General features: G+C 43.0%; 25 protein-coding genes, 1 tRNA gene and 1 riboswitch. Of the genes, 23 read left to right on the forward strand and 3 right to left on the reverse strand.

Annotated elements, in window-relative coordinates; all coding sequences use genetic code 11:
• Positions 1-2 precede the first annotated feature (2 nt).
• The 15 genes from LSG31_RS10190 to LSG31_RS10260 all read left to right on the forward strand — a co-directional run bounded on the left by LSG31_RS10190 (position 3) and on the right by LSG31_RS10260 (position 11,629).
• Positions 3-776, forward strand: a complete 774-nt coding sequence (locus tag LSG31_RS10190; RefSeq protein ID WP_347439149.1) for an enoyl-CoA hydratase-related protein — start codon at positions 3-5, stop codon at positions 774-776.
• An 11-nt stretch (positions 777-787) separates the two neighbouring features.
• Positions 788-1,564, forward strand: a complete 777-nt coding sequence (locus LSG31_RS10195; protein ID WP_347439150.1) for an enoyl-CoA hydratase-related protein — start codon at positions 788-790, stop codon at positions 1,562-1,564.
• A 49-nt stretch (positions 1,565-1,613) separates the two neighbouring features.
• Entirely contained in the window at positions 1,614-2,471 is an 858-nt protein-coding gene (locus LSG31_RS10200; protein WP_347439151.1) for a 3-hydroxyacyl-CoA dehydrogenase NAD-binding domain-containing protein, read from the forward strand.
• A complete protein-coding gene (locus LSG31_RS10205) occupies positions 2,455-3,201 on the forward strand; it encodes a 3-hydroxyacyl-CoA dehydrogenase family protein (protein WP_347439152.1) in 747 nt (248 codons plus the stop codon). Before LSG31_RS10200 ends, LSG31_RS10205 begins: the two co-directional genes overlap by 17 nt.
• Positions 3,202-3,206: 5 nt before the next feature.
• Complete coding sequence (locus tag LSG31_RS10210; protein WP_347439153.1) at positions 3,207-4,406, forward strand: thiolase family protein; 1,200 nt, start codon at positions 3,207-3,209, stop codon at positions 4,404-4,406.
• Positions 4,407-4,450: 44 nt separating this feature from the next.
• Positions 4,451-5,650 carry a thiolase family protein gene (locus tag LSG31_RS10215; protein ID WP_347439154.1) on the forward strand — a complete coding sequence of 400 codons (1,200 nt, stop codon included), beginning with the start codon at positions 4,451-4,453 and terminating at the stop codon, positions 5,648-5,650.
• A gap of 10 nt (positions 5,651-5,660) precedes the next feature.
• The gene (locus tag LSG31_RS10220; RefSeq protein WP_347439155.1) at positions 5,661-5,786 is read left to right on the forward strand and encodes a hypothetical protein; all 126 of its coding nucleotides are present in this window, start codon (positions 5,661-5,663) and stop codon (positions 5,784-5,786) included.
• Between the two features lie 144 nt (positions 5,787-5,930).
• Entirely contained in the window at positions 5,931-6,779 is an 849-nt protein-coding gene (gene paaX, locus LSG31_RS10225; RefSeq protein ID WP_347439156.1) for a phenylacetic acid degradation operon negative regulatory protein PaaX, read from the forward strand.
• Between the two features lie 226 nt (positions 6,780-7,005).
• Complete coding sequence (paaA, locus tag LSG31_RS10230) at positions 7,006-7,974, forward strand: 1,2-phenylacetyl-CoA epoxidase subunit PaaA (protein WP_347439157.1); 969 nt, start codon at positions 7,006-7,008, stop codon at positions 7,972-7,974.
• 17 nt (positions 7,975-7,991) lie between these two features.
• Positions 7,992-8,330, forward strand: a complete 339-nt coding sequence (gene paaB, locus LSG31_RS10235) for a 1,2-phenylacetyl-CoA epoxidase subunit PaaB (RefSeq protein ID WP_347439158.1) — start codon at positions 7,992-7,994, stop codon at positions 8,328-8,330.
• A 13-nt stretch (positions 8,331-8,343) separates the two neighbouring features.
• Positions 8,344-9,177 carry a 1,2-phenylacetyl-CoA epoxidase subunit PaaC gene (gene paaC, locus LSG31_RS10240; RefSeq protein WP_347439159.1) on the forward strand — a complete coding sequence of 278 codons (834 nt, stop codon included), beginning with the start codon at positions 8,344-8,346 and terminating at the stop codon, positions 9,175-9,177.
• 14 nt (positions 9,178-9,191) lie between these two features.
• The gene (gene paaD / locus LSG31_RS10245; RefSeq protein WP_347439160.1) at positions 9,192-9,704 is read left to right on the forward strand and encodes a 1,2-phenylacetyl-CoA epoxidase subunit PaaD; all 513 of its coding nucleotides are present in this window, start codon (positions 9,192-9,194) and stop codon (positions 9,702-9,704) included.
• A gap of 79 nt (positions 9,705-9,783) precedes the next feature.
• Positions 9,784-11,223: an NAD-dependent succinate-semialdehyde dehydrogenase gene (locus LSG31_RS10250; protein WP_347439161.1), complete on the forward strand. Its 1,440-nt coding sequence runs from the start codon at positions 9,784-9,786 to the stop codon at positions 11,221-11,223.
• Positions 11,224-11,425: 202 nt separating this feature from the next.
• Complete coding sequence (locus LSG31_RS10255; protein WP_347439162.1) at positions 11,426-11,566, forward strand: hypothetical protein; 141 nt, start codon at positions 11,426-11,428, stop codon at positions 11,564-11,566.
• Positions 11,557-11,629: transfer RNA gene (locus LSG31_RS10260), tRNA-Ala, on the forward strand. The genes LSG31_RS10255 and LSG31_RS10260 overlap by 10 nt, the downstream gene beginning before the upstream one ends.
• Positions 11,630-11,775: 146 nt before the next feature.
• Here LSG31_RS10260 and LSG31_RS10265 read toward each other — a convergent pair.
• The 3 genes from LSG31_RS10265 to LSG31_RS10275 all read right to left on the reverse strand — a co-directional run bounded on the left by LSG31_RS10265 (position 11,776) and on the right by LSG31_RS10275 (position 14,142).
• Complete coding sequence (locus tag LSG31_RS10265; RefSeq protein WP_347439163.1) at positions 11,776-12,498, reverse strand: amino acid ABC transporter ATP-binding protein; 723 nt, start codon at positions 12,496-12,498, stop codon at positions 11,776-11,778.
• Positions 12,485-13,159 (reverse strand): amino acid ABC transporter permease, encoded by a 675-nt coding sequence (locus tag LSG31_RS10270; RefSeq protein WP_347439164.1) that lies wholly within the window; start codon positions 13,157-13,159, stop codon positions 12,485-12,487. Before LSG31_RS10270 ends, LSG31_RS10265 begins: the two co-directional genes overlap by 14 nt.
• A gap of 143 nt (positions 13,160-13,302) precedes the next feature.
• Positions 13,303-14,142, reverse strand: a complete 840-nt coding sequence (locus LSG31_RS10275; RefSeq protein WP_347439165.1) for a basic amino acid ABC transporter substrate-binding protein — start codon at positions 14,140-14,142, stop codon at positions 13,303-13,305.
• A gap of 409 nt (positions 14,143-14,551) precedes the next feature.
• Between LSG31_RS10275 and LSG31_RS10280 the strand changes: the two genes are divergently transcribed.
• The 8 genes from LSG31_RS10280 (at position 14,552) to cas3 (ending at position 26,236) form a co-directional block, all read left to right on the forward strand.
• The gene (locus LSG31_RS10280) at positions 14,552-16,810 is read left to right on the forward strand and encodes a PAS domain-containing sensor histidine kinase (RefSeq protein WP_347439485.1); all 2,259 of its coding nucleotides are present in this window, start codon (positions 14,552-14,554) and stop codon (positions 16,808-16,810) included.
• Positions 16,811-16,824: 14 nt separating this feature from the next.
• Entirely contained in the window at positions 16,825-17,358 is a 534-nt protein-coding gene (locus LSG31_RS10285; protein WP_347439166.1) for a 5' nucleotidase, NT5C type, read from the forward strand.
• A gap of 91 nt (positions 17,359-17,449) precedes the next feature.
• A riboswitch (TPP riboswitch) is annotated at positions 17,450-17,564 on the forward strand.
• Positions 17,565-17,819: 255 nt separating this feature from the next.
• Positions 17,820-19,601: a phosphomethylpyrimidine synthase ThiC gene (gene thiC, locus LSG31_RS10290; RefSeq protein ID WP_347439167.1), complete on the forward strand. Its 1,782-nt coding sequence runs from the start codon at positions 17,820-17,822 to the stop codon at positions 19,599-19,601.
• Positions 19,602-19,958: 357 nt separating this feature from the next.
• Entirely contained in the window at positions 19,959-20,099 is a 141-nt protein-coding gene (locus tag LSG31_RS10295; RefSeq protein ID WP_347439168.1) for a hypothetical protein, read from the forward strand.
• A 75-nt stretch (positions 20,100-20,174) separates the two neighbouring features.
• The gene (locus tag LSG31_RS10300; protein WP_347439169.1) at positions 20,175-21,935 is read left to right on the forward strand and encodes a hypothetical protein; all 1,761 of its coding nucleotides are present in this window, start codon (positions 20,175-20,177) and stop codon (positions 21,933-21,935) included.
• A gap of 14 nt (positions 21,936-21,949) precedes the next feature.
• Positions 21,950-22,861: a type I-B CRISPR-associated protein Cas7/Cst2/DevR gene (gene cas7i, locus LSG31_RS10305; RefSeq protein ID WP_347439170.1), complete on the forward strand. Its 912-nt coding sequence runs from the start codon at positions 21,950-21,952 to the stop codon at positions 22,859-22,861.
• An 8-nt stretch (positions 22,862-22,869) separates the two neighbouring features.
• Positions 22,870-23,571: a CRISPR-associated protein Cas5 gene (gene cas5, locus LSG31_RS10310; protein ID WP_347439171.1), complete on the forward strand. Its 702-nt coding sequence runs from the start codon at positions 22,870-22,872 to the stop codon at positions 23,569-23,571.
• Positions 23,558-26,236, forward strand: a complete 2,679-nt coding sequence (gene cas3 / locus LSG31_RS10315; protein ID WP_347439172.1) for a CRISPR-associated helicase Cas3' — start codon at positions 23,558-23,560, stop codon at positions 26,234-26,236. The genes cas5 and cas3 overlap by 14 nt, the downstream gene beginning before the upstream one ends.
• The last annotated feature ends 3 nt before the right edge of the window (positions 26,237-26,239 follow it).

Here is a 26,239-nt window from a genome sequence, read left to right on the forward strand (position 1 = left end):
GAATGTCCTATCACTATATAAAAGTTTTGGTTCAAGATAGGATCGGGATTGTAACTTTGCATCGTCCGGAAGTATTGAATGCCTTAAATCTCCAGCTAGTGTATGAGCTTGTGACTGAACTGGAACGAATAGAGACAGATGATTCGATCCGTGTCATCATTTTGACAGGAAACGAGAAAGCGTTTGCTGCCGGCGCTGATATATCGGAAATGGCCGGTGAAGAAGCCATCCCCATGTTATTAAAGGATCAGTTTGTAGTTTGGGATCGGATCGCCAAGATTTCGAAACCGATCATAGCTGCTGTAAGCGGATTTGTACTGGGAGGCGGCTGTGAGCTCATGATGAATTGTGATATGATCATCGCTTCCGAAACCACACGCATCGGGCAACCAGAAATTCAGTTGGGTGTGATGCCTGGCGCCGGCGGTACGCAACGATTGACAAAAGCCGTTGGGAAAGTAAAGGCAATGGAAATGTTGCTGACGGGTGAACACATTACGGCTGAAGAAGCATTGAAGTTTGGACTGATCAATAAAGTTGTTCCTGTTGAAATGTATTTTAAAGAAGCGTTGCGCATGGCGCAACAAATCGCACTGCAGCCGCCAGTCGCTGTGCGTCTGATTAAAAAATCAGTGTTAAAGGCTTTCGATACTTCATTGGCTGAAGGGTTGGATTATGAACGAAATTGCTTTTACCTTTTATTTTCCAGTGAAGATAAAGAGGAGGGCATGAATGCATTTTTGCAAAAACGAAAACCAAAATTCACAGGTCGATAGGAGATGTGAGTATGTACGAAGCTATCGTATTTGAAGTTTCTGCTGGTATTGCCACAATTGCGCTAAATCGGCCGGGTACTTTTAATGCTTTTACAGAACAAATGATTAAGGAAATGATCGATGCACTAAAAAAGGCGGGTAAAGATCCAAATGTGCGCTGTGTGGTCTTGACGGGAACGGGAAGAGCATTTAGCGCGGGGCAGGATTTGGGGGAAGTGCAAGCGGGGCCCATAGATTTTGGAGCATTTTTGCGCGAACGATACAATCCGATGATTCTGCAATTACAAAAGACGGAGAAACCAATCATCGCTGCAGTAAATGGTGTTGCTGCAGGAGCGGGCATGAGTCTGGCATTGGCTTGTGATATCCGTTTGGTTTCGGAACATGCAGTTTTTGTCAACGCATTTGTAAATATAGGATTGGTTCCCGATTCTGGCGGCTGTTACTTTTTGCCCAGAATTATCGGCTTGGGGAAAGCACTGGAATTGGCATTTACCGGTGAGAAGATTTCTGCGGAAGAGGCATACCGTATCGGCTTGGCCAACCGCGTATGTTCGGCTGAGAAATTTGACACAGAAGTGCTGGAATATGCCGGGAAGCTCGCTAAATTACCTACAAAAGGGATTGGCTTAATCAAGCGAACGATGTATAAATCGCTGCAAATGAGTTTGCAAGAAACATTGGAATATGAGGCGTTTGCGCAAGAGATTGCCGGAAACACGGATGACCACAAAGAGGGTGTGGAAGCGTTTTTTCAAAAACGCAAACCAGTCTTTCAAGGCAGATAGATGTTAAGTCAAAGAAAGAAACTATGACTTTATGACGGGAGGGAACGGTTTGGCGAACGATCCGATTGGTGTAATTGGCGCCGGCACGATGGGAGCTGGAATTGCCCTTGTTTGCGCGAAAATGGGCTATCAAGTACTGTTGTTGGATGCCGATCCGGTGGTTTTGGAAAAGGCGCAAGAGTATTTTTTATCCACTCTATCAAGAGATGTAGAGAAAGGTAGACTTACGAAAACACAGAAAGAAGAAACATTGCGGCAACTGCTTCCTGTGCAGGAAATGGAATTGCTGCGCGATTGTGACATCGTAATCGAGGCAGTTTCAGAACGACTTGAGTTAAAAAAGTCGATTTTTCGCTCTTTGACGGAAGTTTGCCGTGATACTGCGCTGCTCTGCACAAATACATCCTCCCTTTCCATTACTGAAATTGCAGGCGGATTGCCGCATCCGGAACGAATCATCGGCTTGCATTTCTTCAATCCGGCACCTGTGATGCCGCTTGTTGAAGTCATCAGCGGGAAAAAGTCGAGCAGCAAAAACGTTGAAAAGGTGTTTCAATTCGCAAAAGAATTGGGGAAGATTCCGGTTCTTGCCAGTGATTCACCAGGTTTCATCGTGAACCGGGTTGCCCGGCCCTATTATAATGAAGCTTTGCGAATCCTTAGTGATCGCATGGCTTCCGTAGAACAAATCGATCGCATTATGAAACAGGCAGGCGGATTCAAAATGGGACCGTTTGAATTGCAAGATTTGATTGGGATTGACGTGAACTTTTCCGTCACTGAATCTGTGTATTCCCACTTTTTTCACGAAGGCCGATTTAAACCAAGCCGTATCCAACAGCAGATGGTGCAGGCGGGGAATCTTGGAAAGAAGACGGGTGAGGGCTTTTATGACTATGACAAATAATGTAATAGTGTTGGCGGGAAACGGCTCACTCTATCAGGAACTGGCACAACTGTTGGAAGACAGGAACTACCAAGTCATTGATCACAAATATTACGAAATATACAAAGATCGTATACGATTCGCTGTTGAAGTAACAAATGTGGATCTGCAAATGAAAAAAGCAGGTATACAAAAATTGGATCAAGTGCTGCCTGCGCATATTCCGATTCTTTCCACGTCGCTCGCGATAACTGCAACAGAAATTGCATCATGGGCTAAGTATCCCGACCGAATTTGCGGGTTTGGCACGCTGGTGCCATTGTCAGAGCGAAACCTGATTGAAATTGCTCCTGCTTTACAGACAAGCCGGGATACCATCCAAATGGCGGAGTCATTGATTCACTCACTCGGCAAAGAGGTGGAAATCGTTGACGATGAGGCGGGACTTGTCTTTCCAAGAATCCTTTCACTGATTATCAATGAAGCTGCATTTACTGTCATGGAAGGGACGGCAACGCCCGGCGATATCGACATTGCCATGAAAAAGGGGACGAATTATCCATACGGACCACTCGAATGGGCGGATCGTATTGGACTGGATGAAGTGTATGCCATTGTCCAAGGCCTTCATAAAAATCTGGCGGAAGAACGTTACCGGCCTGCACCTCTGTTGCGGAAAAAAGTATTGGCTGGGATGGTAGGTGTCCGAAATGGCCAGGGGTTTTACACATATGAAAAACCGGGAGTTTGATTTCAATGAAAATACGACAAAGAGAAGTGTATATTGCTTCCGCGATACGTACGCCAATTGGCAAACTCGGCGGAAGTTTGAAAGATGTTCCCATCGATGAATTATCATCGATTGTATTGAGAGGCGCTATTGAGCGTGCGCAAATTCCAGATGATGCAGTTGATGGTGTCATTATGGGGAATGTCATCTCAGCCGGCCCTTTTATTAATATCGCAAGAGTAGGATTGTTGAAAGCCGGGCTGCCGGAAAGTGTACCGGGTTTAACTGTGAATCGCGTTTGTGCATCTGGACTGGAAGCAATCAATTTGGCTGCCCAATCGATCCAAGGAGGCCACGCCGATGTCATGTTGGCGGGAGGTGTAGAAAATCTCACTCGCTCACCGTATATCTTGGAAAAATTCTCTCAACCCTATCAAAGAGGTCCGCAAACATTGATGGAATCATTCGGAGGACCGCGTTCTGCACCTGTATCGATTTATGGCGATTTAACAATGGGAGATACTGCGGAAAATGTGGCGGAACAATATCAAGTCAGCCGCGAAGATCAGGATTTGTTTGCTGTTGAGAGTCACCGCAGAGCTGTCAATGCCATTGATCATGGATTATTCAAGGAAGAAATCATTCCTGTTGCAATTCCGAATCCAAAGGGACAACCGATTCATTTCACTACGGATGAACATCCACGCCAAAATACAACGCTTGCATCCATTGGAAAACTAAAGCCTGCTTTCCGGAAAAACGGAACAGTTACGGCTGCTAACTCGTCAGGCATCAATGACGGTGCTGCAGCGGTTGTATTAATGAATGAAAAGAAACTGAATCAATTTAACATTCAACCATTAGGAAGAATGGTTCATTTTGTTTGTGCCGGTGTGGACCCGAGGATTATGGGGATGGGGCCGGTAGTCGCGATTCGGAAGCTTCTACAGGAAACTGACATGACAATTGAAGATATTGACTTGTTTGAATTGAACGAGGCGTTTGCTTCCCAGTCATTGGCTTGTATTCGTGAACTTGGCTTGTCGATGGATAAGACGAACGTCAACGGCGGTGCGATCGCCCTGGGTCACCCTTTGGGCTGTAGTGGCGCACGCTTGTTTGGAACGATTTTATATGAGCTTCGCCGCCGCAACAAACGATATGGAGTCGTTTCGTTATGCATCGGAGGCGGTCAAGGCTTGGCAACATTGGTCGAAGCCTTATAAAAGGGATCAGGGATTTTGGGAGTTTACTATGGAGGTGTTTTGCAATGGGGATGCCGGTGATTGTAGATGCTGTGCGTACAGCAATTGGGCGTTACGGCGGAGCTTTGAAAGATGTGCGGCCGGATGATTTAGGGGCGGTTGTCATCAACAAATTGTTACAGAGAAATCCGATCGATTCGCGATTCATCGATGATGTGATCGTTGGGTGTGCGAATCAGGCTGGAGAAGATAATCGAAACGTGGCCAGAATGTCTTCGTTGCTTGCCGGTTTGCCCGTTGAAGTTCCTGGTGTAACGGTAAACCGGCTGTGCGGTTCCGGATTGGAGGCTGTCAATCAGAGTGCGCATGCCATTGCTGCCGGAAGCGGACAGGTATATATCGCGGGGGGAGTGGAAAGCATGACGCGTTCCCCGCTTGTCATGATGAAACCGGAGACGGCATACCAGCGTGGAAACCGGCAATTGTCTGATACCACAATCGGATGGAGACTGGTAAATGATACGTTGGCAGCCATGTACCCACCCATCAGTCTTGGCGAAACTGCGGAAAATGTGGCGGAACAATACGGAATCAGCCGCCAATCCCAAGATGAATTTGCTCTATCCAGCCAGCAGAAGTATGCATTAGCATTAGCGGAAAATAAATTTGAAGACGAAATCGTGTCTGTAGAAACTCCCGGGAAAAAAGGGGAAATTACCGTTTTTAAAAGTGATGAAAATCCGCGGCCGCAAACGACTGTCGAACAGTTGGGGAAACTCAAGCCGGCGTTCAAACCGGGTGGAACGGTTACCGCTGGAAATTCTTCAGGGATCAATGACGGTGCTGCAGCTTTATTGGTAATGGAACTTGACACTGCTTTACAATTAGGTTTCCGGCCAAGAGCAAAGATCGTAGCTTCTGCGGTCGCTGGAGTCGATCCATCTGTTATGGGCATGGGTCCTGTTCCGGCAACACACAAAGTATTGAAAAAAGCGGGATTAAAAATTGAAGATATCGACCTGTTTGAAATCAACGAAGCGTTTGCTGCGCAGGCATTGGCATGCATGCAAGAACTGAATATTCCGTTTGACCGGGTAAACGTCAATGGTGGTGCGATTGCAATCGGACATCCTCTTGGGTGTAGCGGCGCTCGAATCGTTACAACATTGCTGTATGAAATGGAGCGTAGAAAGGCGCGCTATGGCTTAGCCACGATGTGCATTGGCGTAGGCCAGGGCATTGCCACGATTATTGAGCGGATGTAAGGAGACTGTTATGAAATCAAGCATGCAACCGGGCATGTTCGAAGAGCTTTTGGTGATCGTCAATAACAAAGCAGCCACGACCTGGCATCATGGCTGCTTTGTTATTGACGATAGCTTTTCTGTCTTCTATACTTGAAGAACTGACAAATATAAAACGCTTGCAGTATTTTTCGTCATGCTTATGTAAATGCCACATATGAAGCGTAATAGGTTAATAAAGACTGTAAATTACATGTAATTTGAATGATCAGGAAAATAGTGCGTATTGGAGCTGAATTTCATGAAACCACAATCGATGCTCTTTACGATATATGGTGAGTATGTACGTCATTATGGCGGAGAGATTTGGGTAGGCAGTTTGACCCGTTTGATGGGGGAATTCGGACTATCGGAACAGGCGGTGCGGGCAGCGATTTCACGAATGTTGAAACAAGGGTGGCTAGTTTCCAGAAAAGTAGGAAATCGCGGGTATTACGCGATGTCTCCGCGTGGACAAAAGCGTTTGGATGAAGCGGCTGCCAGAATTTACAGACAGGATTCACAGGTATGGAATGGAACCTGGTGTATGGTCAGTTATAATATACCTGAAGAACGCAGACAGTTAAGGGATCAGTTGCGCAAAGAATTGTCCTGGATGGGGTTCGGCATGTTGTCTACGAGTACCTGGATCAGTCCGAACGATTTGGCTGATAGAGTCAGAGAAATAACGGTTACTTATGAAATAACCGATTATGTAGAAATTTTTAACTGCCAGCATCTGGGGTGGAGTCATCCTGGGGACTTGGTTGAGAAATGCTGGAACATAGATGAAATGAATCAGGCGTATCAAGAATTTATTGAAATTTATCGACCACAGTATGAAGACATATTGCAGAAAATTCAAAATGGGCAGGAAATACCGGACAATTATTGCTTTGTCGAGAAAACAAAACTGGTTCACGAATATCGCAAATTTTTGTTTATCGACCCTGACTTTCCGAAGGAACTTTTGCCGGATGTTTGGCTGGCAGCCGATGCGGACCAGCTTTTTCAGGATTATTATACTCTGTTGAACCCTTGTGCCAATCGTTTCTTTGATTCTGTATACGAACCTTGTCCTCTTGTAGAAGCGAATGAAGTAAACTCCTGAGGATCGATTTGTTTATCGTTTTGAATCCAAAAGGCTTCGCAAACTCCTTGTTTACGATAACAGGTGTGTTTGCCGGAGTCTTTTTTAATTTCTTATTGCGAGTTATATAACGATATGATATTATAACGTTACAAAAACGTTATACTATAATTTATATAACATAATAAAATTTAAAAATGCAGATGAAGCATCGCTTGTAACGGGAAAATTGAGAGGAGGAAAACAAATGATCGATCAAATGGAATTGCTTGACACAAAAGAGAGAGAAAAGTACGAGGAGTTTATGGAGAAAATTGAATCCAGACAAAAAATCGAAGCGGATGACTGGATGCCGGATGATTATCGGAATCAATTGATCAAATTGATCGCAATGCACGGAATCAGTGAAATCATGGGGGCATTGCCGGAGAAGGAATGGGTGCCGAAAGCTCCTACGCTGCAGCGCAAATTGGCGATCATGGCCAAAGTTCAAGACGAGATGGGGCACGGTCAGCTGTTGTTGCGAGTCGCTGAAGATTTGCTGGCGCCATTAGGGAAAACTCGTGAAGACTTAATCCTTGATTTGTTTAGCGGGAAGCTGAAGTTTCACAATGTATTTCATATGTCTGCACCAACATGGGCGGATGCCGGTGTCATCGGCTGGTTGGTGGATGGTGCAGCAATTATTACACAAACGATGTCATTGGACACATCCTATGCTCCTTATGCACGCGCTCTGCACAGGATTTGCCAAGAAGAGAAATTCCATGCACAGCACGGTGAGAGCATCATTTTAAGCCTTGCAGAGGGCACACCTGCGCAACGGCAAATGCTCCAGGAAGCGATCAATCGTTGGTGGCCGGCGTTGCTTATGTTTTTTGGTCCGCCGGAAAATGGAACCATCTCCAGCAATCAAGAATTGAACATGAAGTACAAAATTCGCACCAAAACGAATGAAGAATTGCGACAAATATTTTTTGACAAGTATGTCACCCGGATTTTCCATCTTGGTTTGACACTCCCGGATGAAACGGTTCACTACGATCAAGCAGAAAGCCGTTGGAACTATCGGCAGCCGGACTGGGAAGAGTTTAAACAAATCGTCAGGGGTAACGGACCGCGTTCTGCAGCAAGACTGCAGTTGAGAAAAATTTCATACGAAGATGCGCAATGGGTGCGTGATGCATTACTGGCGAATCAACGTAAGGCGATTTAAGGCGAGGGGGTTAGAGAATGAACGGGCAAGAACAAGAAAAGCAAGTATTTGATATTTATGAGGTATTTAGTCAAAAGACGTTCAAATCAAGTTTTGAACACCAGTTCAGTTTATTGGCCCCGAATCATGAGGTCGCAATGGCGATGGCGCGAGAAAACTTTTTGCGACGGGAACCTTGCGTGAATATGTGGGTCGTAAAAAGAGAGGATATCTACGTATTGCCCCCGGAAGAACGAAAATATTTAGACAAGCTGGATAACAAGGAGTATCGGGAAACAAAAGGATACGGATATCTGGCGGCAAAATGGAAGTTTTATCGGGAGCAATTTGAAAGCGAATACAAGCGGACGGAATGAGGGATATGCAGACATGGCAAATATCAGACAATTTGAGAATGCGGTAGAGGCTAAAAAAGATCAGGAGTACTTGGAAGCGTTAAACGAATTATTGTTTCAATTGGCGGATGACGATTTTATTTTGGCGTATCGAGGTTCGGAATGGTTGGGACTTGCTCCGCATATCGAAGAAGACGTGGCTTTTTCATCCATGTCGCAAGATACGATGGGGCATGCGGTGATGTTTTACGGCATGTTGGAACAATTAGGAGCAGGCAAGGCTGACGATCTTTCACAGCTCCGATCCGCGACAGATTTTCGCAACGCCGTACTGGTAGAGCGTAAAAACGGAACGGGGCATTACATGGAGGAACCGCACTATGATTGGGCATATGCGATCGTACGTTGGTTTTTCTACGGATTATTTAAACAAGTACGGCTCGAATCCCTGACCCATTCTTCGTACTTGCCATTGGTTCAGGTTTCAAAGAAAATTCTGACAGAACATCGATACCATTTGTATCATTTGCAAGTTTGGATGAACCAATTGGCGAACAGCACAGCGGAAGCGCGTAAACGCTTATCAATTGCCATAGAAAAAGTATGGGCTGATGTGGGTGGCGTATTTCTGCTTGGTCCAAAAGCCTCTGAAATTGTTGGATTTGGATTGCTTGAAGGGGAAGATTTGTTGACACAACGTTGGATTGAGCGGGCAAAAAAAGCTTTTGATGACTACAAAATATCATGGATTGGCAAGCCTGACGTGTCGGAATGGAATGGCCGCAATGGACAGCATTCGGCGGAGCTTGCCGAGGCGGTTGCCACATTATCCGAGGTATATCGTCTGGATCCTACAGCCGGATGGTAAAGGAGGGAATCCAAATGGCGGAACAGTATATGGAAGCATCTACACAAACGGAAACATCGATACAAACGGCAATCTGGGAATGCCTACAGGAAGTGAAAGATCCTGAAATACCCGCCATCAGTATGGTGGAAATGGGGATGATCGGCAATGTCCGGAATGAAGATGGTGTTGTCACAATCGATGTATTGCCCACCTTCGTAGGATGTCCGGCTTTGCAAATCATAAAAAACAACATTGCTGAAAAAGTGAAAACCGTAAATGGCGTCAGAGAAGTCCGTGTCAACTTTGTGTTTGAACCGGCATGGTCATCCGATCGAATCAGCGATGAGGGACGGGAAAAGTTAAAACAGTTTGGAATCGCCGCACCACCACGGAATCATCATTTCTGCGGCAAGTGGGAAGTAAAATGTCCCTATTGCGGATCACCTTATACAAAAATGGAAAATCTGTTTGGGCCCACGGCATGCCGCAGCATTTTATATTGCAATGAATGCAAAAATCCTTTTGAGGCTATGAAACCAGTATAGTGCGTTGCACAAAGATACACACAATACGGATTGGCATATGGGTCGGGGAAACACTATTTCATAAGGGGAGCTAACAAATATGGATGCAAAAATGATGTTTATTGACGGACAATGGGTAGCAGCGGTAAGCGGAGAAACGCTGGAAGTAATCAATCCTGCCACTTCCGAGCAGGTTGGTGTGGTCAGTTTCGGTGATGGAAGAGATGCAGCGAAGGCCATTGATGCCGCACATCAAGCGTTTCGAACATGGTCAAAAGCAACTGCCAGAGAACGTTCCAAGTATCTGTACAATCTTTATGAGTTGGTGCGACAGGATCGCGACAATTTAGCGGGAATCATCTCGGCTGAAATGGGAAAACCGCTGCGTGAAGCAAAAGGTGAAGTATTAGGGGCAGCAGATAATTTCATGTGGTATGCAGAAGAGGCGAAACGGGTGTATGGTGAAACAATACCATCTTCCCTTCCGAATAAACGGATCATGGTCATTCACCAACCGGTTGGCGTCGTGGCCGCGATTACCCCATGGAATTTCCCGGTAAATATGGTGGCGCGCAAGATTGCACCCGCTTTGGCGGCAGGTTGTACCGTTGTGTTGAAACCGGCTGAAAGTACTCCTTTAAGCGCGATCCGGTTGTTTGAGCTGATTGAACAAGCCGGTTTTCCGAAAGGAGTTGTCAATCTTGTCATCGGACATCCGGAATCTGTAGGGCAAGAATTTATGGAAAATACGAAAGTGCGCAAAATTGCATTTACCGGATCGACTCGTGTCGGAAAATTGCTCATGGAAGGTGCGGCAAAACATGTGAAACGAGTGAGCATGGAATTGGGTGGTCATGCTCCATTCATCATTTTTGACGATGCAAATTTAGATGCTGCCGTAGAGGGTTTATTTGAAAGCAAGTATCGTACATCCGGTCAAATGTGTATTTGTACCAATCGTCTTTATGTACATGAATCTGTTCTGGATTCCTGCACCGAAAAATTAGTGGAGCGTTTAAAACGGTCAAAGATTGGGGACGGCAGAAACAAGGATACGGAGATTGGACCGCTTGTAAATGAAAAAGGTCTCAGTAAAGTTTTGGATCATATTCAAGATGCCAAAGACAAAGGCGGATACATTGTTTATGGCGGCAACCGCTTAACCGAAGGGGAATACGCAAACGGTTTTTATGTGGAACCCACGGTTATTGTCAATATTACAAATGAAATGAAGATATATAATGAAGAAACCTTCGGACCGGTAGTTCCGATCATTCCATTTAAAGATGAAGATGAAGTAATCGAGTTGGCCAATGACTCGAATTATGGCTTGGCTGCTTATGTGTATACTCAGAACAATAGTCGTTGTTTCCGAATGGCGGAATCCTTGGAATACGGGATTGTCGGAATCAATGACGGCGCACCTACGCAAACACAAGCTCCGTTTGGCGGATTTAAAGAAAGTGGAATTGGCCGTGAGGGCGGGTATTACGCAATGGAAGGATTTCTTGAGACAAAATTTGTTTCCTTTGGCGTTTAAAAGATTTGCGTGCAATTGAGTAAACGTAAAAATGATGTATAGTCTTGACTTATGTTATTTTTATGTTAGAATTTATTACATAAACAGTGCATAAATCCTGCTGTTTATAGATGTATTCCCAAAATGGAGGCACGTGAAAGTGTGTCTCCCCCCCGAAATTTATTAATATGTAATATTATATTACGCAAAGGGGTGTTTATCGATGGAATGGTTAGATCATTTGTTTGGTGATAAAACTGTAGTGGTGATCGATGATGGGAAAAGTGAGATTCATTCGAAATCTTCGAAATCTGTGTTGAGATCCTTGCCTCCTTATGATAAGATACGAAAGACGGGGATATAGCTCAGCTGGGAGAGCGTTGCACTGGCAGTGCAAAGGTCGGCGGTTCGAGCCCGCTTATCTCCACTTCCCAATTTTTTGACGAAAAAGCGTTTTTTGATAAATGAGCGTTTGATGTATAGCGCGATACACGATGGGAAGGATAGTCAATGAATGCTTACAGATTAGATGTAGGGATTCATTGACTATTTTTTGTTGTTTGGGTATTCCAATTATAAAATCTTGCTAAGAAACGCCTTTGTCCGTTCTTCTCTTGTGTTGCTGAAGATTTGCTCAGGGGTACCTTCTTCCACTACATATCCCTGATCCATAAAGAGAATGCGGTCGCCGACTTCCCGTGCGAATCCCATTTCGTGTGTAACCACACACATGGTCATTCCCTCTTTTGCCAAATCTTTCATGACCTGAAGAACTTCCCCGACCATTTCCGGATCCAGTGCGGAGGTAGGCTCGTCAAATAACATGACTTCCGGTTTCATGGCAAGGGCGCGGGCGATCGCTACACGCTGTTGTTGACCGCCAGACAGCTGATCCGGGTAGCTGGCAGCTTTATCGGCAAGTCCCACCTTTTTTAAAAGGGAATGAGCCAATTGCTCACTTTCTTCTTTTTGCATTTTTAATACTTTTCTTGGACCAATTGTGATGTTTTCCAATACAGTTAAATGATGAAACAGATTAAAACGCTGAAATACCATGCCAACTCGCTGCCGCAATTTTGTAATGTCTGTTTTGGGATTGGTTAATTCCATGCCGACAATTGTAATCGAGCCGCCGCTAACCGTTTCCAGACCGTTCAGACAGCGTAAAAATGTACTTTTTCCACTGCCGGACGGTCCGATCACTACAACGACTTCATTTTTTTCGATATGTGCGTTGATATCTTTTAATACTTCATGATGGCCAAAGGATTTTGTCAGATTTTTAACGGCGATCAATTTGCAATCTCCTTTCCAAATAAGCAGCAAAACGAGTCAGTGCGAAGATCAGGATAAAGTAAAGAATTGCAACGCCTGCCCAGATCTGGAAAGCCTGGAATGTTTGTGCGATAATAATTTCACCGGCGTAAATCAATTCCGCGACAGAAATGACAGAGAGCAGGGAAGTATCCTTGATTGTTTGCGCAAATTGATTGACGAGCGGCGGGATCATTCGTTTAAATGCTTGCGGCAGGATAATGTAAAACATCGTTTGAAAACCATTCATTCCGATACTTTGGGCAGCTTCTTTTTGACCGCGGTCGATGGATAATATACCGGCACGTATAATTTCGGTAATATAAGCACCTTCATTAAAAGCAAGCGCACAAGTTGCCGCAACAAGCAAATATCCCTCTCCGAACCATTTGTGCAATGGCAATACTAATGGCAAACCGGAGTAGATAAACAAAATTTGTACAAGCAAAGGCGTTCCGCGAAATATCTCCACATAGATATTACTGATAAGACGTAGGATTCGAAGGCTCGATAGTTTCATAAATGCAGCGATCAATCCGATTACGGAAGCAAATAAAACACCCAAAATCGAATATTGGATGGTAAATACCAAGCCATGAAGCAGTTGTGGCATGGCATCGAAAATAATTTTTAAATTTTCCATAAACGTACTCCTTTTTGCACATCATATATCAGAAAAAATGGCGTAGGTAAAAAATCTACGCTACGCCGTTTTCTTTTTTAAACTTGGGATATACCGATCAATGGATTGATCGTATTTTGTTCGTTTTTTGATTGTTTGATTCATTAATCGTGAATTGCTACAGAATCAGGGGACACAACTTTCGACACTTGTCCGTTTTTATCATCGCCAAAGTATTTCTTGAATAACTGTGCATATTCGCCATCGGCTTGGATTTTCTTTAAACCATCGTTAATTTTCTTTAACAAATCGGCATTATCTTTGCGAACGGCGATGCCGTAATATTCACCCGTCAAAAGGCCGCCGACCGTTTTCACGTCTTTATGTGAACTCATAAAGTTCAAGTTTACGGGATTATCGAAAACAACCGCTTGTGCGCCGCCGTTTTCCAATTCATTGTATGCATCGTCGATGTTGTCAAACTGTTTGACAGTGATGCCGCCGTGTTTATTCAAAATATCGACAGAGGAAGTACCTTTCTTTGTCGCGACGATTTTACCTTTAAGATCATCTAAACTTTTAACAGTGGAATTGGATTTTACCAAAATGGATAAACCGGACTTATAGTATGCATTTGAAAAGTTTACCACTTTTTCGCGGCTGGACTTGATTGTAATCCCTGCAACAGCAACATCGATTTGATCTGCTTGTAAAGCTGGAATCAGACCTTTAAAGTCCATCGTTTTTAAATCCACTTTCAAATGTTCTTGCTTTGCAATGGCATTGATCATGTCAATGTCAAAACCGGTAACTTGTCCGTTTTTCTCTGTCTCAAACGGCGGGAAAGTCGTATCAGCAGCTACATGAATCGTGTCGCTGCCGGCTGCCGAATTGCCGGCGCCGCTTGAACTGCCGGAATTGGAAGAATTATTGGCTGCACTTCCGCAACCGACCAATGAAGCGCTTAACAAGACGGTACTAATCAATACACTTGCTTTTTTCAATCAAATAACCCCCCTGAAAATAAAAAATTTTTGTAATTGAATATAATTTTCTAAAAATACATAGATATTACTTGCTACATACTATAATATTTTTTTCTTGCGAAATATTCAAGCTTAAAATGTCAGGAAATTTTAATAACAATTTATGGTGGATTAAATTTTTTTGAAAATCTCAACACATAATTCCGGGACGTTCCGGATCGTCATTGCCATGGATGGACCTGAAACATTGAAACGGCGATTTTCCTGAACATGCTCCGATGTAATGCGTTTTAAAAGTATTTTTTACTATCGAAACATGGTATAGTAGTCTTGTACAGAAAGATATCTTGCGAATTTTTCGAATTTTCAAAGAGGAAAGACGTTCGGTTTTGAAATGTATGTAAATTTCTAGATGGTAAGACTGGTGATGGCTTTGTCTACAACTTCAAACATTCAAATGACAACATTTTCAAATACATTGGAAGATCGATTCAAACAGGTTCAACGACTGGCAAATATCGGAGTATGGGAGTACGATTTTCAACACCAACACTATTATATTACACCGCAATTCTATCAAATTCTTGGATTGCAACCGGCGGCGAGTCCCTTAAAGCTTAAGGAACTTTTAAAATTAGTCCATCCAGAGGATCGGAAAATGTTTGGCAACTCGTTCAAACAAGCGGATTCAATTCCATTGGAGATTGAGTTTCGCATACTTCGGCCAGACGGGACGGAGTGTTATCTTCATTCCAAACGGGAAGCGGTTTATGATCAAGAAGGCTATTTGCACTTGACTGGCATTGTTCAGGATATTACATCACGCAAACAGATGGAACAGCGGCTAAAAGCAACGGAACAGCAATGTAAATTGATAGCGGAAAATGTAAAAGACATTATCTGCTACTGTACTGCTGATGGGATTTGTGAATATATTTCTCCATCCGTATTTCCGTTGCTCGGATATCAACCGGAGGAAGTCATCGGACACAATTTAAACGATTACTATCATGAAGATGATCGACAGAAACTGGATGAAATGTTTCAACAAGCATTCAATGGAAAAGAAATCGATCGATTTGTATATCGAGTTCGCCATAAAAATAACACGTTTCTTTGGTGCGAGTCATCAGTCAAATTAATCTACAATGAATCAGGTATTGTCGAGAAAATTGTCGGCATCGGCAGGGATATAACGGAACGGGTAAAGGTTGAAGAGTCATTAAGAAGAAGTCGCAACAATCTCAGAAACGCACAGCAGATTGCACATTTGGGCCATTGGGATTGGAATTTGATTACAGACGAAATCTACATCTCGGACGAAGCCTATCGTATTTGGGGAATTGAGAAGACAAGAGCATTCACAATGGATTCGTTCCTTTTTTCGAGTATTATGAAGGAAGATTTGCCAAAAGTCATGCAATCGATTACGGATGCATTGCGGACAGGATGTTTTCAAATAGAGTATCAGATACAACGGCCGGATGGGATGCTGCGAAAAGTAAAATCCATTGGCACTGTTGAATTTTTGGAAGATGGCAGGCCGCAAAGATTTTTCGGAATTGTACAGGATATTACAGAATGGAACGAAACACTGTTGCGTTTGGAAGAAAGTGAACAACGTTTTAAATCGCTGAACGATCACAATCCGGACGGCGTTTGTTCCTTTGAGTTAAGTGGCAAGATCACCGGAGCGAATCCTGCTTTTGTAGAAATTTTGGGATTTTCAGTCGAAGAGTTAAATCAGTTGTCATTGGCGGATCTTTTGTACTCGATGCCGAATTCCAGTGACTCAAGAGATGCGTTTATACAAAATACGCTCAGAGGCGGATTCATGAAAAACCAGGAGGGTCTTTTCAAACATAAAGATGGACGTATTATTGCCGTTTGTTATACACTTGTCCCAATCTATATTCATGAGAAGCTAACAGGCATGTTTGCAATCGTCAAGGATATCACGCTGCAAAAGCAGACAGAAGAGCTCTTGGGAAAATCGGAAAAACTTTCCGTCATTGGTCAATTGGCTGCCGGACTTGCCCATGAGATTCGCAACCCATTGACATCGTTAAAAGGTTTCATTCAACTGCTCCAATCCACCGCACGGGAGGAAAAACACCAAAATTATTACTCGATTATGCAAAGTGAATTAAAGCGGATTGAGTGGATTTGCAGCGAACTGCTGGTATTGGCCAAACCGCAAGTGTCCGATTTTAAGCGGATAAACCTTCCCGAAATCATTGAAAATGTGATTGCGTTATTGGAAATGCAAGCCATTCTCAATAATGTTCAAATGGAATGTCAGGTCGATCAAGGTTTGCCCCTTGTATGCTGCAATGAGCATCAGATTAAGCAAGTACTTGTAAATATTATGAAAAATGCGATTGATGCCATGCCAAATGGAGGATTTCTTAAGATTCTGGTAAAAAAACAGGAAGATGATCAAGTATTGATCGAGTGTATTGATACGGGTAAAGGCATACCTGAAGCAATTTTAGATAAAATTGGAGAACCTTTCTATACAACGAAAGAAAAAGGTACTGGCTTGGGACTCATGGTGTCACAGAAAATTATTGAAAATCATAAGGGGACCATTCAGTTCAAAAGCCAATATTGTCATGGTACGACTGTGCGCATCACGTTACCCATCATTGATGCGTTTTCTGATGAAACCAAGCACATGGCATAACAGGAGTGAATCAATTGAACAAACGAATTGCCATCGATATGGATCAAGTGATTGCAGATACGCTTGTAAGTTTGCTTGATTATTATAACAAACAATATGATGACTGTTTGACAGAAAAGGATTTGTATGGTAAAAAACTGCGGGAAGTGGCAAAGTGTGGAATACAAGTACAGGAATTATACAAGATTCCTAAATTTTTTAAAGAATTAAAGGTCATGGAGCATTCTCAGGAAGTGATTCGAGAATTAAGCAAGCATTACGAAATCTTTATTACTACGGCTGCAATGGAAGTCCCAACATCATTTACGGAAAAATATGAATGGTTAAACGAACATTTTCCGTTTATACCAGATAGCCATATCGTGTTTTGCGGCGATAAAAGCATTATCCATGCAGATTATTTGATTGATGACAGTCCAAGGCATTTTACGCGTTTCAAAGGACAAGGGATTCTGTATACAGCTCCACATAATTTACATGTGACTGGATATACGCGGGTCAATAGCTGGAAGGATGTTGCAGACATGTTTTTGCAATCTACCCTTTAATCGAATCATCGAACATATCAAAGTGATCAAAAATATCTTTACACGACATCGTTTCTGCGATATCGTTAAGGTATTACAAATACTATATGTTTTTTGCTACTAGGGGTGCCCATGAGCTTGGGCTGAGAGAGAAATGCCAGGAAACTTCTCGACCCTCAGGACCTGATCTGGATCATACCAGCGGAGGCAAGTAGTTGGCATACATACAGGTGGATCATTCAATGATCTGCAGTCAACCGGGTCCTTATTCACGAAGGATCCGGTTTTTTGTTTCGTCAATGAAAATGCTGCTGCCAGTCATGGACCTTACATTTTTATACGTGCGTGTTAAAAAGTGGTTAAGTAAGACGCAGTGGAGTTGTAACCGCTTTTTATGCGAAAATAACATTTTCATATCATGTGGTGTCCATAAGGCCATGTTGGATTTGAAAAACCTCTATAAGAGAAGGGAAGATTTAAGAGTGACTAAACAAGTGGAAAGCACAACAAACATCGATTTAAAATCAGCATTTCCAGGAAGCAAAAAAGTATATGTGCAAGGTACGAGATCCGATCTCAAAGTGCCAATGCGGGAAATCGCGCTGGAGCCTTCTACAACAACTTCCGGTGTCGTTGAAAATGATCCTGTTCGCGTTTACGATACAAGCGGTCCTTATACGGATCCTGAATTTGCCGTTGATATTCGAAAAGGAGTCGCACCGATCCGCCGCAATTGGATTCTGGAGCGGGAGGATGTTGAAGAATACGAGGGGCGTGAAGTAAAGGCCGAAGACAACGGATACAGTGAAAATGACCCGCGAGCGAATCGGGAAGTCTTCCCGGGCTTGAATCGCCGACCATTGCGGGCAAAATCCGGTAAAAACGTGACACAGCTGCATTATGCCCGCAAAGGCATTATTACACCGGAAATGGAATTTATCGCAATCCGCGAGCAACTATCCCCAGAATTTGTCCGTGATGAAGTAGCGAGCGGTCGTGCCATCATCCCTTCCAATATCAACCACCCGGAAAGTGAGCCAATGATTATCGGACGCAATTTTCTGGTGAAAATCAATGCGAATATTGGGAATTCCGCTGTTACTTCATCGATTGAAGAAGAAGTCGAGAAAATGACATGGGCAACCCGCTGGGGCGCAGATACGATCATGGATCTTTCCACTGGGAAAAATATTCATACGACCCGCGAGTGGATTATTCGCAATTCCCCCGTCCCTGTTGGAACGGTTCCACTCTATCAAGCGCTCGAAAAAGTAGGGGGCGTCGTGGAAGACTTAAGCTGGGAAGTGTATCGCGACACGTTAATCGAGCAGGCGGAGCAAGGTGTGGATTATTTCACGATCCATGCGGGCGTTCTTTTGCGCTACGTACCGTTGACGGCAAAGCGTGTGACCGGAATCGTTTCCCGCGGCGGTTCGATCATGGCAGCATGGTGTCTTGCTCACCATCAAGAGAGCTTCCTGTATACGCACTTTGAAGAAATTTGCGAAATCATGAAGACATATGACGTGGCGTTCTCTTTGGGTGATGGATTACGTCCAGGCTCCATTGCTGATGCCAATGATGAGGCGCAATTTGCAGAATTGAAAACATTGGGCGAGTTGACGAAGATTGCCTGGGCGCATGATGTGCAAGTGATGATTGAAGGTCCGGGGCATGTTCCGATGCATAAGATCAAAGAAAACATGGATCTTCAATTGGAAATCTGCCATGAAGCGCCTTTTTATACATTAGGACCGCTTACGACAGATATTGCTCCGGGATATGATCACATCACATCAGCGATCGGCGCTGCCATGATCGGCTGGTTCGGAACAGCGATGCTTTGCTATGTGACACCGAAGGAACATCTCGGACTTCCGAACAAGAACGACGTTCGGGAAGGTGTCATCACATACAAGATTGCTGCACATGCAGCAGATCTTGCCAAAGGACATCCTGGCGCACAACAACGGGACGATGCTCTTTCCAAAGCGCGTTTTGAATTCCGTTGGCGCGATCAGTTCAATCTTTCCCTTGATCCGGAAAGAGCGATCGAATACCATGATGAAACTTTGCCGGCAGAACCAGCAAAAACAGCCCATTTTTGCTCGATGTGCGGTCCGAAATTCTGCAGCATGCGGATTACGCAAGATATCCGTGAATACGCGGCGGCAAAAGGTCTGGATTCAGAAGAAGCGATCAATAAAGGAATGGAAGAGAAAGCGAACGAATTCCGTAAAGCCGGCAGCGAGATTTATCAGTAATGTTGGAGGCTTGAAAAGAAAGAGAACTGCACTTAGTAATTGAAGAATGGGTATGTAAACACCATGGTTATTGCCATGGTGTTTTTGCTTGTTAATGATTTGGCAAATGTAATCCCAGAAGTTATGTATTTTAAAAAGCATAACTGGATAAAATTACATGTATGCTCACCAATTTAATCAAATTTATTGAATTCCCCGTGGGGAATTGAAATGTTACGTAGTTAAATTTTGTTTTGGGTTTTTGGTGAGCAATTTGATTCTTCTTAATTTTAATATTCAGTTACTTAGTTAAAATTTTGTTTAATAAATTTTGATTATTAGGAAAACTTACTCCTAAGTTAAATAGGAGTGATTCTCATGAAAAATTTGCCCTTATTAGAAATTGGGATAATTATTGTAGCTATTGTAATTTCCCAAAGATTTTCTGTAGTTGATATTGAAATTCGGTATGGAGCCATTCAAATTTTAGTGAAATTATGGTCAAAAATTATCGGCTAACAAAAAGGTAAATGGAAAATATTGTGGAATACTTAACAGGAAAGGAAAATGATTGAAATGAAGGGAGGCTGCTCATTGAAATTAGAACTTTCATTAACTGGAGACCCATGGTATGACCGTGGGATTTCTCTATTAGTGCAATTGTTTGAGAATCTTGATGAGGAAATCATTCGGGAACAAACATATGATCAGACACAGTATCGTCTGGAATTGAACGGCGATCCCCAAAAGATTCAAAAAGCCGTATTTGAGGAGTTGCGAATACGAGCCAATGCCTTTGTCCAAATTCCTGTTATCCTGAAAGCGATTGGAAAGCAAAAACATGATACGAGTGAATTTTCGGATCCCAAACAGACGTTTCGTGTCACGCAAGAAGATATTGATGCTGTCAAACAGCGCTCTACTGATTATGCGGACAAACGGGATCCTGCAAAAAGCCGTTTCTATGAAAATTTGGCGAAAAATAATAAACCGGATAACGTACAAGCAGAATTGGCACGCCAATTTATTGGTCTTAGAAAGGATTTAACAACACTTCAAAGTGGGCTGCAGGAATCTGTAGAACAGTTTTTTTCAAATCTTACAGAAACAAAAGGCTCGTCTTATTGCCAAATCTGCGGCAGGGCTGTCAAAAAACCAGTTAAAATGGTGCAATCTCGAAACCCGTTTTTCAACCAACACCACAACACAAAAATTAGAGGGTATGCGACAAATGCGGTACCCGGAATGATGTGTCATATTTGCAACTTAGTTTGCATACTTGCAACGGTAACCGAAGCTATTCCATACTACATAGCTGATTCGACTGTAATTTTATTGCCTCAAATTGCAAAAACCGATACATATGAAATTGTGTTAAACGCGTTGGATGAAAACATTTATAAGAGCGATCAGGCGGATTTTTTGTCGAAAACGACAAATATCAGAACGAATCGCGTGATTCATTACGATGATCCTTATATAGCCCTTGTTACCATTTGTTATAAAATGCTTCGAACATGGAATACAACGGAAAATTTGGATGCACTTGTTTTTGCGAACCAAGTTGATTTTGGTGCGATTCAAGGGTGGTGGGTGATACCGTATTCAAAAGGTCAAAATGTGAATTTTAAGCCGTTTCAATTTATCCCGACAACGGAGCGGCTATTTAATTTTTTTGTCAATCTAAAAGATACTTCCGGGAAAATATACTCGATGTTTGAGGATGTCATTCAAGCATCTACTGAAGATTGGACCAAGGAATTGGCAAGAGCAATGATCGAAGAAAATATCAATCGGATGACTCGAGCGATATTGGCATGGCATAGGGGTACAATTGAAGAAGAACAGGGATCAAAATTTATAAATCCAAGAATTCCGAAGACAATTTTGTTGTTTTTACCACAATTTTATAAGGAGGTCATGTCGAACGTGGAGCAAAACCTGCTAACTCCGGAGCTTAGAGAAGATCTAAAAAAACTCGGATATCAACTTGGCGTTCATTTTTCAAATGATGTCTCATTCATGACGAAGCTGGCGACAGTGCGGGGATTGCGTGAATTCCATTCCCTCATCAATCAAGGTCTTAATGTTATTTACAAACAAACCTACGCTCAATCGAAAGACAAGAAAGATCAGAAGGAAAAAAATGGATCAGGTCTATCAGAGGAGTCAAACACACTCGATCAATCCGAACAGATGGATGATCAAAAAGGGCTTTATTTGAAGCCGGAGCGGCTGGAACGAATTTTAAACGAAGTGGGAAATCAAAACCTTCTCCAAGCTGCCAACTATTTAGGATCTTTTGCTTCTTTATATGCGATTCAAAAACTTCAACGGGATCATCAATCGAAATAAGGGGAGATAACAGAATGAAAAAAGCGATAGGCATGAATTGGTTGGCTCGCGCTGACCTGAGCAATCTGAATTCCGGAGAAGGGATCGGAAATCTGACACAATTAAAGCTGTACCGGGGAAATCAATATCCTTATAATTCCGGACAAGCGGTGCGGCATGCATTATTTGAAACGTTACAGCGCGAACATGGGGAAGTCATGAAATGTCTGCCCGAGTCGCCTTGTGGTCAAATTGAAACATGTTGGGCTTGTGATTTGCGCGGATACCTGATCGCAGAAAAATTGGACGAAAACGCAAAAGGGACTTCAGATAAGCGTTGGTCTCCATTAAAAGTGACACCCGCCTTAGGAACAAAACCGGTCGATTTGACGACAGATTTGCTTTTGCAGTTTACTGCGAATCCGGCGGAGAATAGGATTGCCAATATCCAATTAACAGAAAATATCTATCGTATAGGAATGTGTATCGACATTGCCAATATTGGCCGTCAGGAAAAGCCGGTATTTATTGCCAATGGAAGAAAAGAAAAATTTTCTCATTGGCAAGAGAGTGCGAATATTTCGGATGATCAACGAAGACAACGAGTGCACGCTGTGCTAGATGCAGTATATCGGCTGTCCGGTTTTGCAAAACAAGCTCGCGGCGCAGTATCGTTGGCTCCGGAAGTCATGTTTCTCTCTGTTCAAGATCACTATCATCAACGCGGTCTGGATGTTCTGCTGTTGGATGATGAAGGAAATGCGGATATCTCTCGAGTCATTTCTTATATACAAGACAGACAATTTGACGGAGATCAAGTATTGTTTGCATATACGCCGGGCGTTATAACAAATGGGGAGGAAATGGCAGAAGCAGTGCGAACTACCGGCCTTCCTGTCTTGTCTGTAAGGGAATCGTTCGAAAAGGCAAAAGCTCTGGTGGAGTAGGTGATACTTTGGACGTATTGACCTTTCGCGCAAAAGTTCCATATGAGTGTGGGTTTCGAAAAGAAACGGCGGTGAATACACACCCTACATATCCACTGCCGCCTTTTACAGCATGGACAGGTTTGATTGCGAATGCGTTAGGATTCGCCCAGGATGTGCCGCTGCCTTGGGAGATCCAGCTTGCCCAAGGGATTTTGCAGCAAGGATCGATGCATCAGTCTCTTACGCTGATTCATAAACGTGCACATCCCAGTGAAACCAGGTATCTGTATCAATCGACACTTGTATCAAAAGAGCGGATTTATTATCCTGCCTACGAGGTTATGGTATATACACCGGATACACAAGGATTTACTGATATTGTGGAATGTATTAGCGATCCGAAGCGGCCGCTGTATCTTGGAGCATCGGATGATCTCGTTGAAATTTACGATATCAAAATAGACTCGGCAATACCGGTAAAAAGCAGCACATTTCATTCGATTGTTCCATTTGAATTGGGGAAAATGCTAACGGAAGCACGAGTGGTTCAACTGCCAGTACGCTACGAGTATCAACCGGATGTGCTCCACCGTGAATTGTTTTATTTTATGCCGCAAGTGGAAACCGTCGGCAATAAAATCCCTGATCAACCCACTACAATTGAACTAGACAGACCCATAGAAGGATATCAAGTGAAAGATCGGGTGGTGCAATTTGTTTCTTGCTAAGCACAACCAAACGTATGAAGGACATATTTTAGACTGCCTTACTATAGCAACGCATATTTTAACGAAGTATCAAGTAACAATGGAGAAGATTTTAAAACGATTACCCGGGGAATTCAATCTGGAATTCCCCGTCTTTCGCAAATTATGTATCATGGGTGTTTTCTTGCACGATTCGGGAAAGTTAACGGAAGAATGGCAGAGAGCCATTCATTCATCGGATCAAAGTGGAAAAAAAAAGTTGCCCGCTCATACACCGTACTCGTTTGCCGTCATCCAGTCCTTATTTCCGGATATGGATATATCTCCTTTGCAATTGATGAAGCTTGCAAGTGTCTCACATCATGGATTGCTTACCAATGATACATATAGCGGCGAATCGAATCTTGCAACGAAAGGCCCAATTCCGTTTCATGTAGATGGATTCAATGAAATCAAGCAAAAGTTGTCTGTCGGATATCCAGAGCTCAAGGATATTCCTGATCTTTTCGGGACGGAAATGTTGTTTGATTCGACGGCTAAAGGAAATTTGCTTCCTAATGTGATTTCCAATCGCATGCGGCATATAAAGCAAGTGTATGGACGAACTAGTCCGAAGACAAAAAAGCTGTATATAAAATCATTGTTTGCCTTATTTTCTTGGGTGATCAGTACTGCAGACAAATGGGCCAGTCGTATCGCAAATATTGAACTTGCAGGCAATGTAGAGAAAGAATATGACGCAGTGGTTGATATGGAGAAAGTGGAGCGGCATTTGAAAGTATGGTCGAATAGAGAATGGCCTGACATAACGATTGAAGGTGAAGATTTACGCCCATTCCAAGAAGATGTGGAAGGTGCCGGTCCGTTTGTCATTGCCGAAGCTCCGTGCGGAGAAGGCAAAACGCTTGCCGCTTTACGATGGGGACTTTCCCAAATCCGGCAAGGCCACGCCAATCGATTGATTATCTGTATGCCGACGCAAACGACTTCCAATGCGTTATATCAACAATTGATCACAGCGTATCGGATTCCAAAGGATCATGTTGGTATCTATCATGGAGATGCAGAATTTTTCTATGAACATATAAAAGAGGAATTGGCATCGAAACATGATGTAGATAACAAGATGGAGGACCCTCATGAACAGGGACGCCCCGATCCTTTATTTGATTCGCTGGTATTTCAAAAATCCATTGTCGTGACAACAGCCGATCATCTGGCGTATAGTTTTTTGCATTGTTATCGATATGCAGACTATACGTTTGGCGCCGTTCAGCAAGCGGCGATTATTTTTGATGAATTGCATGTATTCGATCAGACTTGTATGGGAAATATTTTGGACATGTGTGAAGTCATGACAAAGCTTAAGATTTCACATTTGTTGATGACTGCTACTTTGCCTCACTTTATCGAGGCGGCGTTTTATGAGAAGATCCCGGAAACCTATCGAAAAGTGAGGTCTGCCAAATTTACAGATTCTGTGACGGATCATTATCGATATAAATTGAATCGGTTGTCTTGTGCAATTTTTGCAGAGGATGACGTTCATCCCATATTAATAGAGATACTCCAAAATTCAAGAGGTTTGCGCAGAATTGTTTATGTGAATTTGGTACAAGATTCGGTCAATATGTATGGGAAGATCCAGCATTTGTTTCCGGACGAAAATGTGGTATTGTATCATTCGGAATTTACACGGATTCACCGTTTGAGGAAAGAACAATCGATTCAACGATTGTTTAAACAGTCGAATGGAACTTGGGTAGAAGGAGACCAATCATTTGATGCATCTCGAGGTACCATTTTGATCACAACCCAAATTGCCGAGATTAGCCTAGATATATCGGCTGACCTGATGATTAGCGCTCTTGCACCTTGTGATACTTTGATCCAAAGGGCGGGTCGCCTTCATCGGAAAGGTAAGTCTGGTTTAACGGATGTTTGTGATTGTCCTCAATGTGAAAAGCTTCATCAAAAAGGAATCGAAAATTTGGAGTTTACACTGTATGTAGCAGATTTGCCCGAAGGTGATTCAAATGCATTATTTCCTTATGTAAGTGCAGAAATTCTTAAGAGAGAGTCCGAGCATGTATTGCTACGGACAAAACGGACGATGGAGAATGAACAGAGAATGTCAGCCGCCCGTGAAAGTGAATGGATCAATCGTGTATATAAAGGTGAGGCTCTTTTGTCGCATTCCCAGATGAAAAAATGCATAGAGGAAGATTGTTTATTTGGAGCAACCGTACAGCAGCGATTTGGGGACGAAGATAGCACACAATCCGATGGAGGGAGCGGATTTGCTTTTCGCGATATTCAGGTGAAAAAGCGTACGACCCTGCCATATGATGCAATCAAAGATTCTGTTGATGATTCGCTCCAGTTTTTCAAGAACCTTGCGTTTTCAGATTTTAAGGAAATCGTAGAGCGCGATGATTGGAATATAACAGAAGAAAATACAAATGAACAAGATATAAATATTTTATTAGAAAAGTACCGAAAATACTTACACAAGCATAAACTGCAACTGAATTTCTCCAGATATCGCCAGATTGAACGAAACTATTCTATTGTAAAATTTCATGGGCGATATAATTCTTTTTTGATTACAGATGCACCCTATCGATTTTCTGATGGAATTCATTTAAGAAATTCAGATCAAATACAGACTACAAAAGAGAGTTGAAAT

The organism is Fodinisporobacter ferrooxydans, from assembly GCF_022818495.1.
GTDB classification, from domain to species: domain Bacteria; phylum Bacillota; class Bacilli; order Tumebacillales; family MYW30-H2; genus Fodinisporobacter; species Fodinisporobacter ferrooxydans.

Coding starts and splice junctions, on each gene's coding strand:
- LSG31_RS10190 (WP_347439149.1), top strand. CDS start 3: ATGTCCTATCACTATATAAAAGTTTTGGTTCAAGATAGGATCGGGATT.
- LSG31_RS10195 (WP_347439150.1), top strand. CDS start 788: ATGTACGAAGCTATCGTATTTGAAGTTTCTGCTGGTATTGCCACAATT.
- LSG31_RS10205 (WP_347439152.1), top strand. CDS start 2,455: ATGACTATGACAAATAATGTAATAGTGTTGGCGGGAAACGGCTCACTC.
- LSG31_RS10210 (WP_347439153.1), top strand. CDS start 3,207: ATGAAAATACGACAAAGAGAAGTGTATATTGCTTCCGCGATACGTACG.
- LSG31_RS10215 (WP_347439154.1), top strand. CDS start 4,451: ATGGGGATGCCGGTGATTGTAGATGCTGTGCGTACAGCAATTGGGCGT.
- LSG31_RS10220 (WP_347439155.1), top strand. CDS start 5,661: ATGAAATCAAGCATGCAACCGGGCATGTTCGAAGAGCTTTTGGTGATC.
- paaX (WP_347439156.1), top strand. CDS start 5,931: ATGAAACCACAATCGATGCTCTTTACGATATATGGTGAGTATGTACGT.
- paaA (WP_347439157.1), top strand. CDS start 7,006: ATGATCGATCAAATGGAATTGCTTGACACAAAAGAGAGAGAAAAGTAC.
- paaB (WP_347439158.1), top strand. CDS start 7,992: ATGAACGGGCAAGAACAAGAAAAGCAAGTATTTGATATTTATGAGGTA.
- paaC (WP_347439159.1), top strand. CDS start 8,344: ATGGCAAATATCAGACAATTTGAGAATGCGGTAGAGGCTAAAAAAGAT.
- paaD (WP_347439160.1), top strand. CDS start 9,192: ATGGCGGAACAGTATATGGAAGCATCTACACAAACGGAAACATCGATA.
- LSG31_RS10250 (WP_347439161.1), top strand. CDS start 9,784: ATGGATGCAAAAATGATGTTTATTGACGGACAATGGGTAGCAGCGGTA.
- LSG31_RS10255 (WP_347439162.1), top strand. CDS start 11,426: ATGGAATGGTTAGATCATTTGTTTGGTGATAAAACTGTAGTGGTGATC.
- LSG31_RS10270 (WP_347439164.1), bottom strand. CDS start 13,159: ATGGAAAATTTAAAAATTATTTTCGATGCCATGCCACAACTGCTTCAT.
- LSG31_RS10280 (WP_347439485.1), top strand. CDS start 14,552: ATGGCTTTGTCTACAACTTCAAACATTCAAATGACAACATTTTCAAAT.
- LSG31_RS10295 (WP_347439168.1), top strand. CDS start 19,959: ATGAAAAATTTGCCCTTATTAGAAATTGGGATAATTATTGTAGCTATT.
- cas7i (WP_347439170.1), top strand. CDS start 21,950: ATGAAAAAAGCGATAGGCATGAATTGGTTGGCTCGCGCTGACCTGAGC.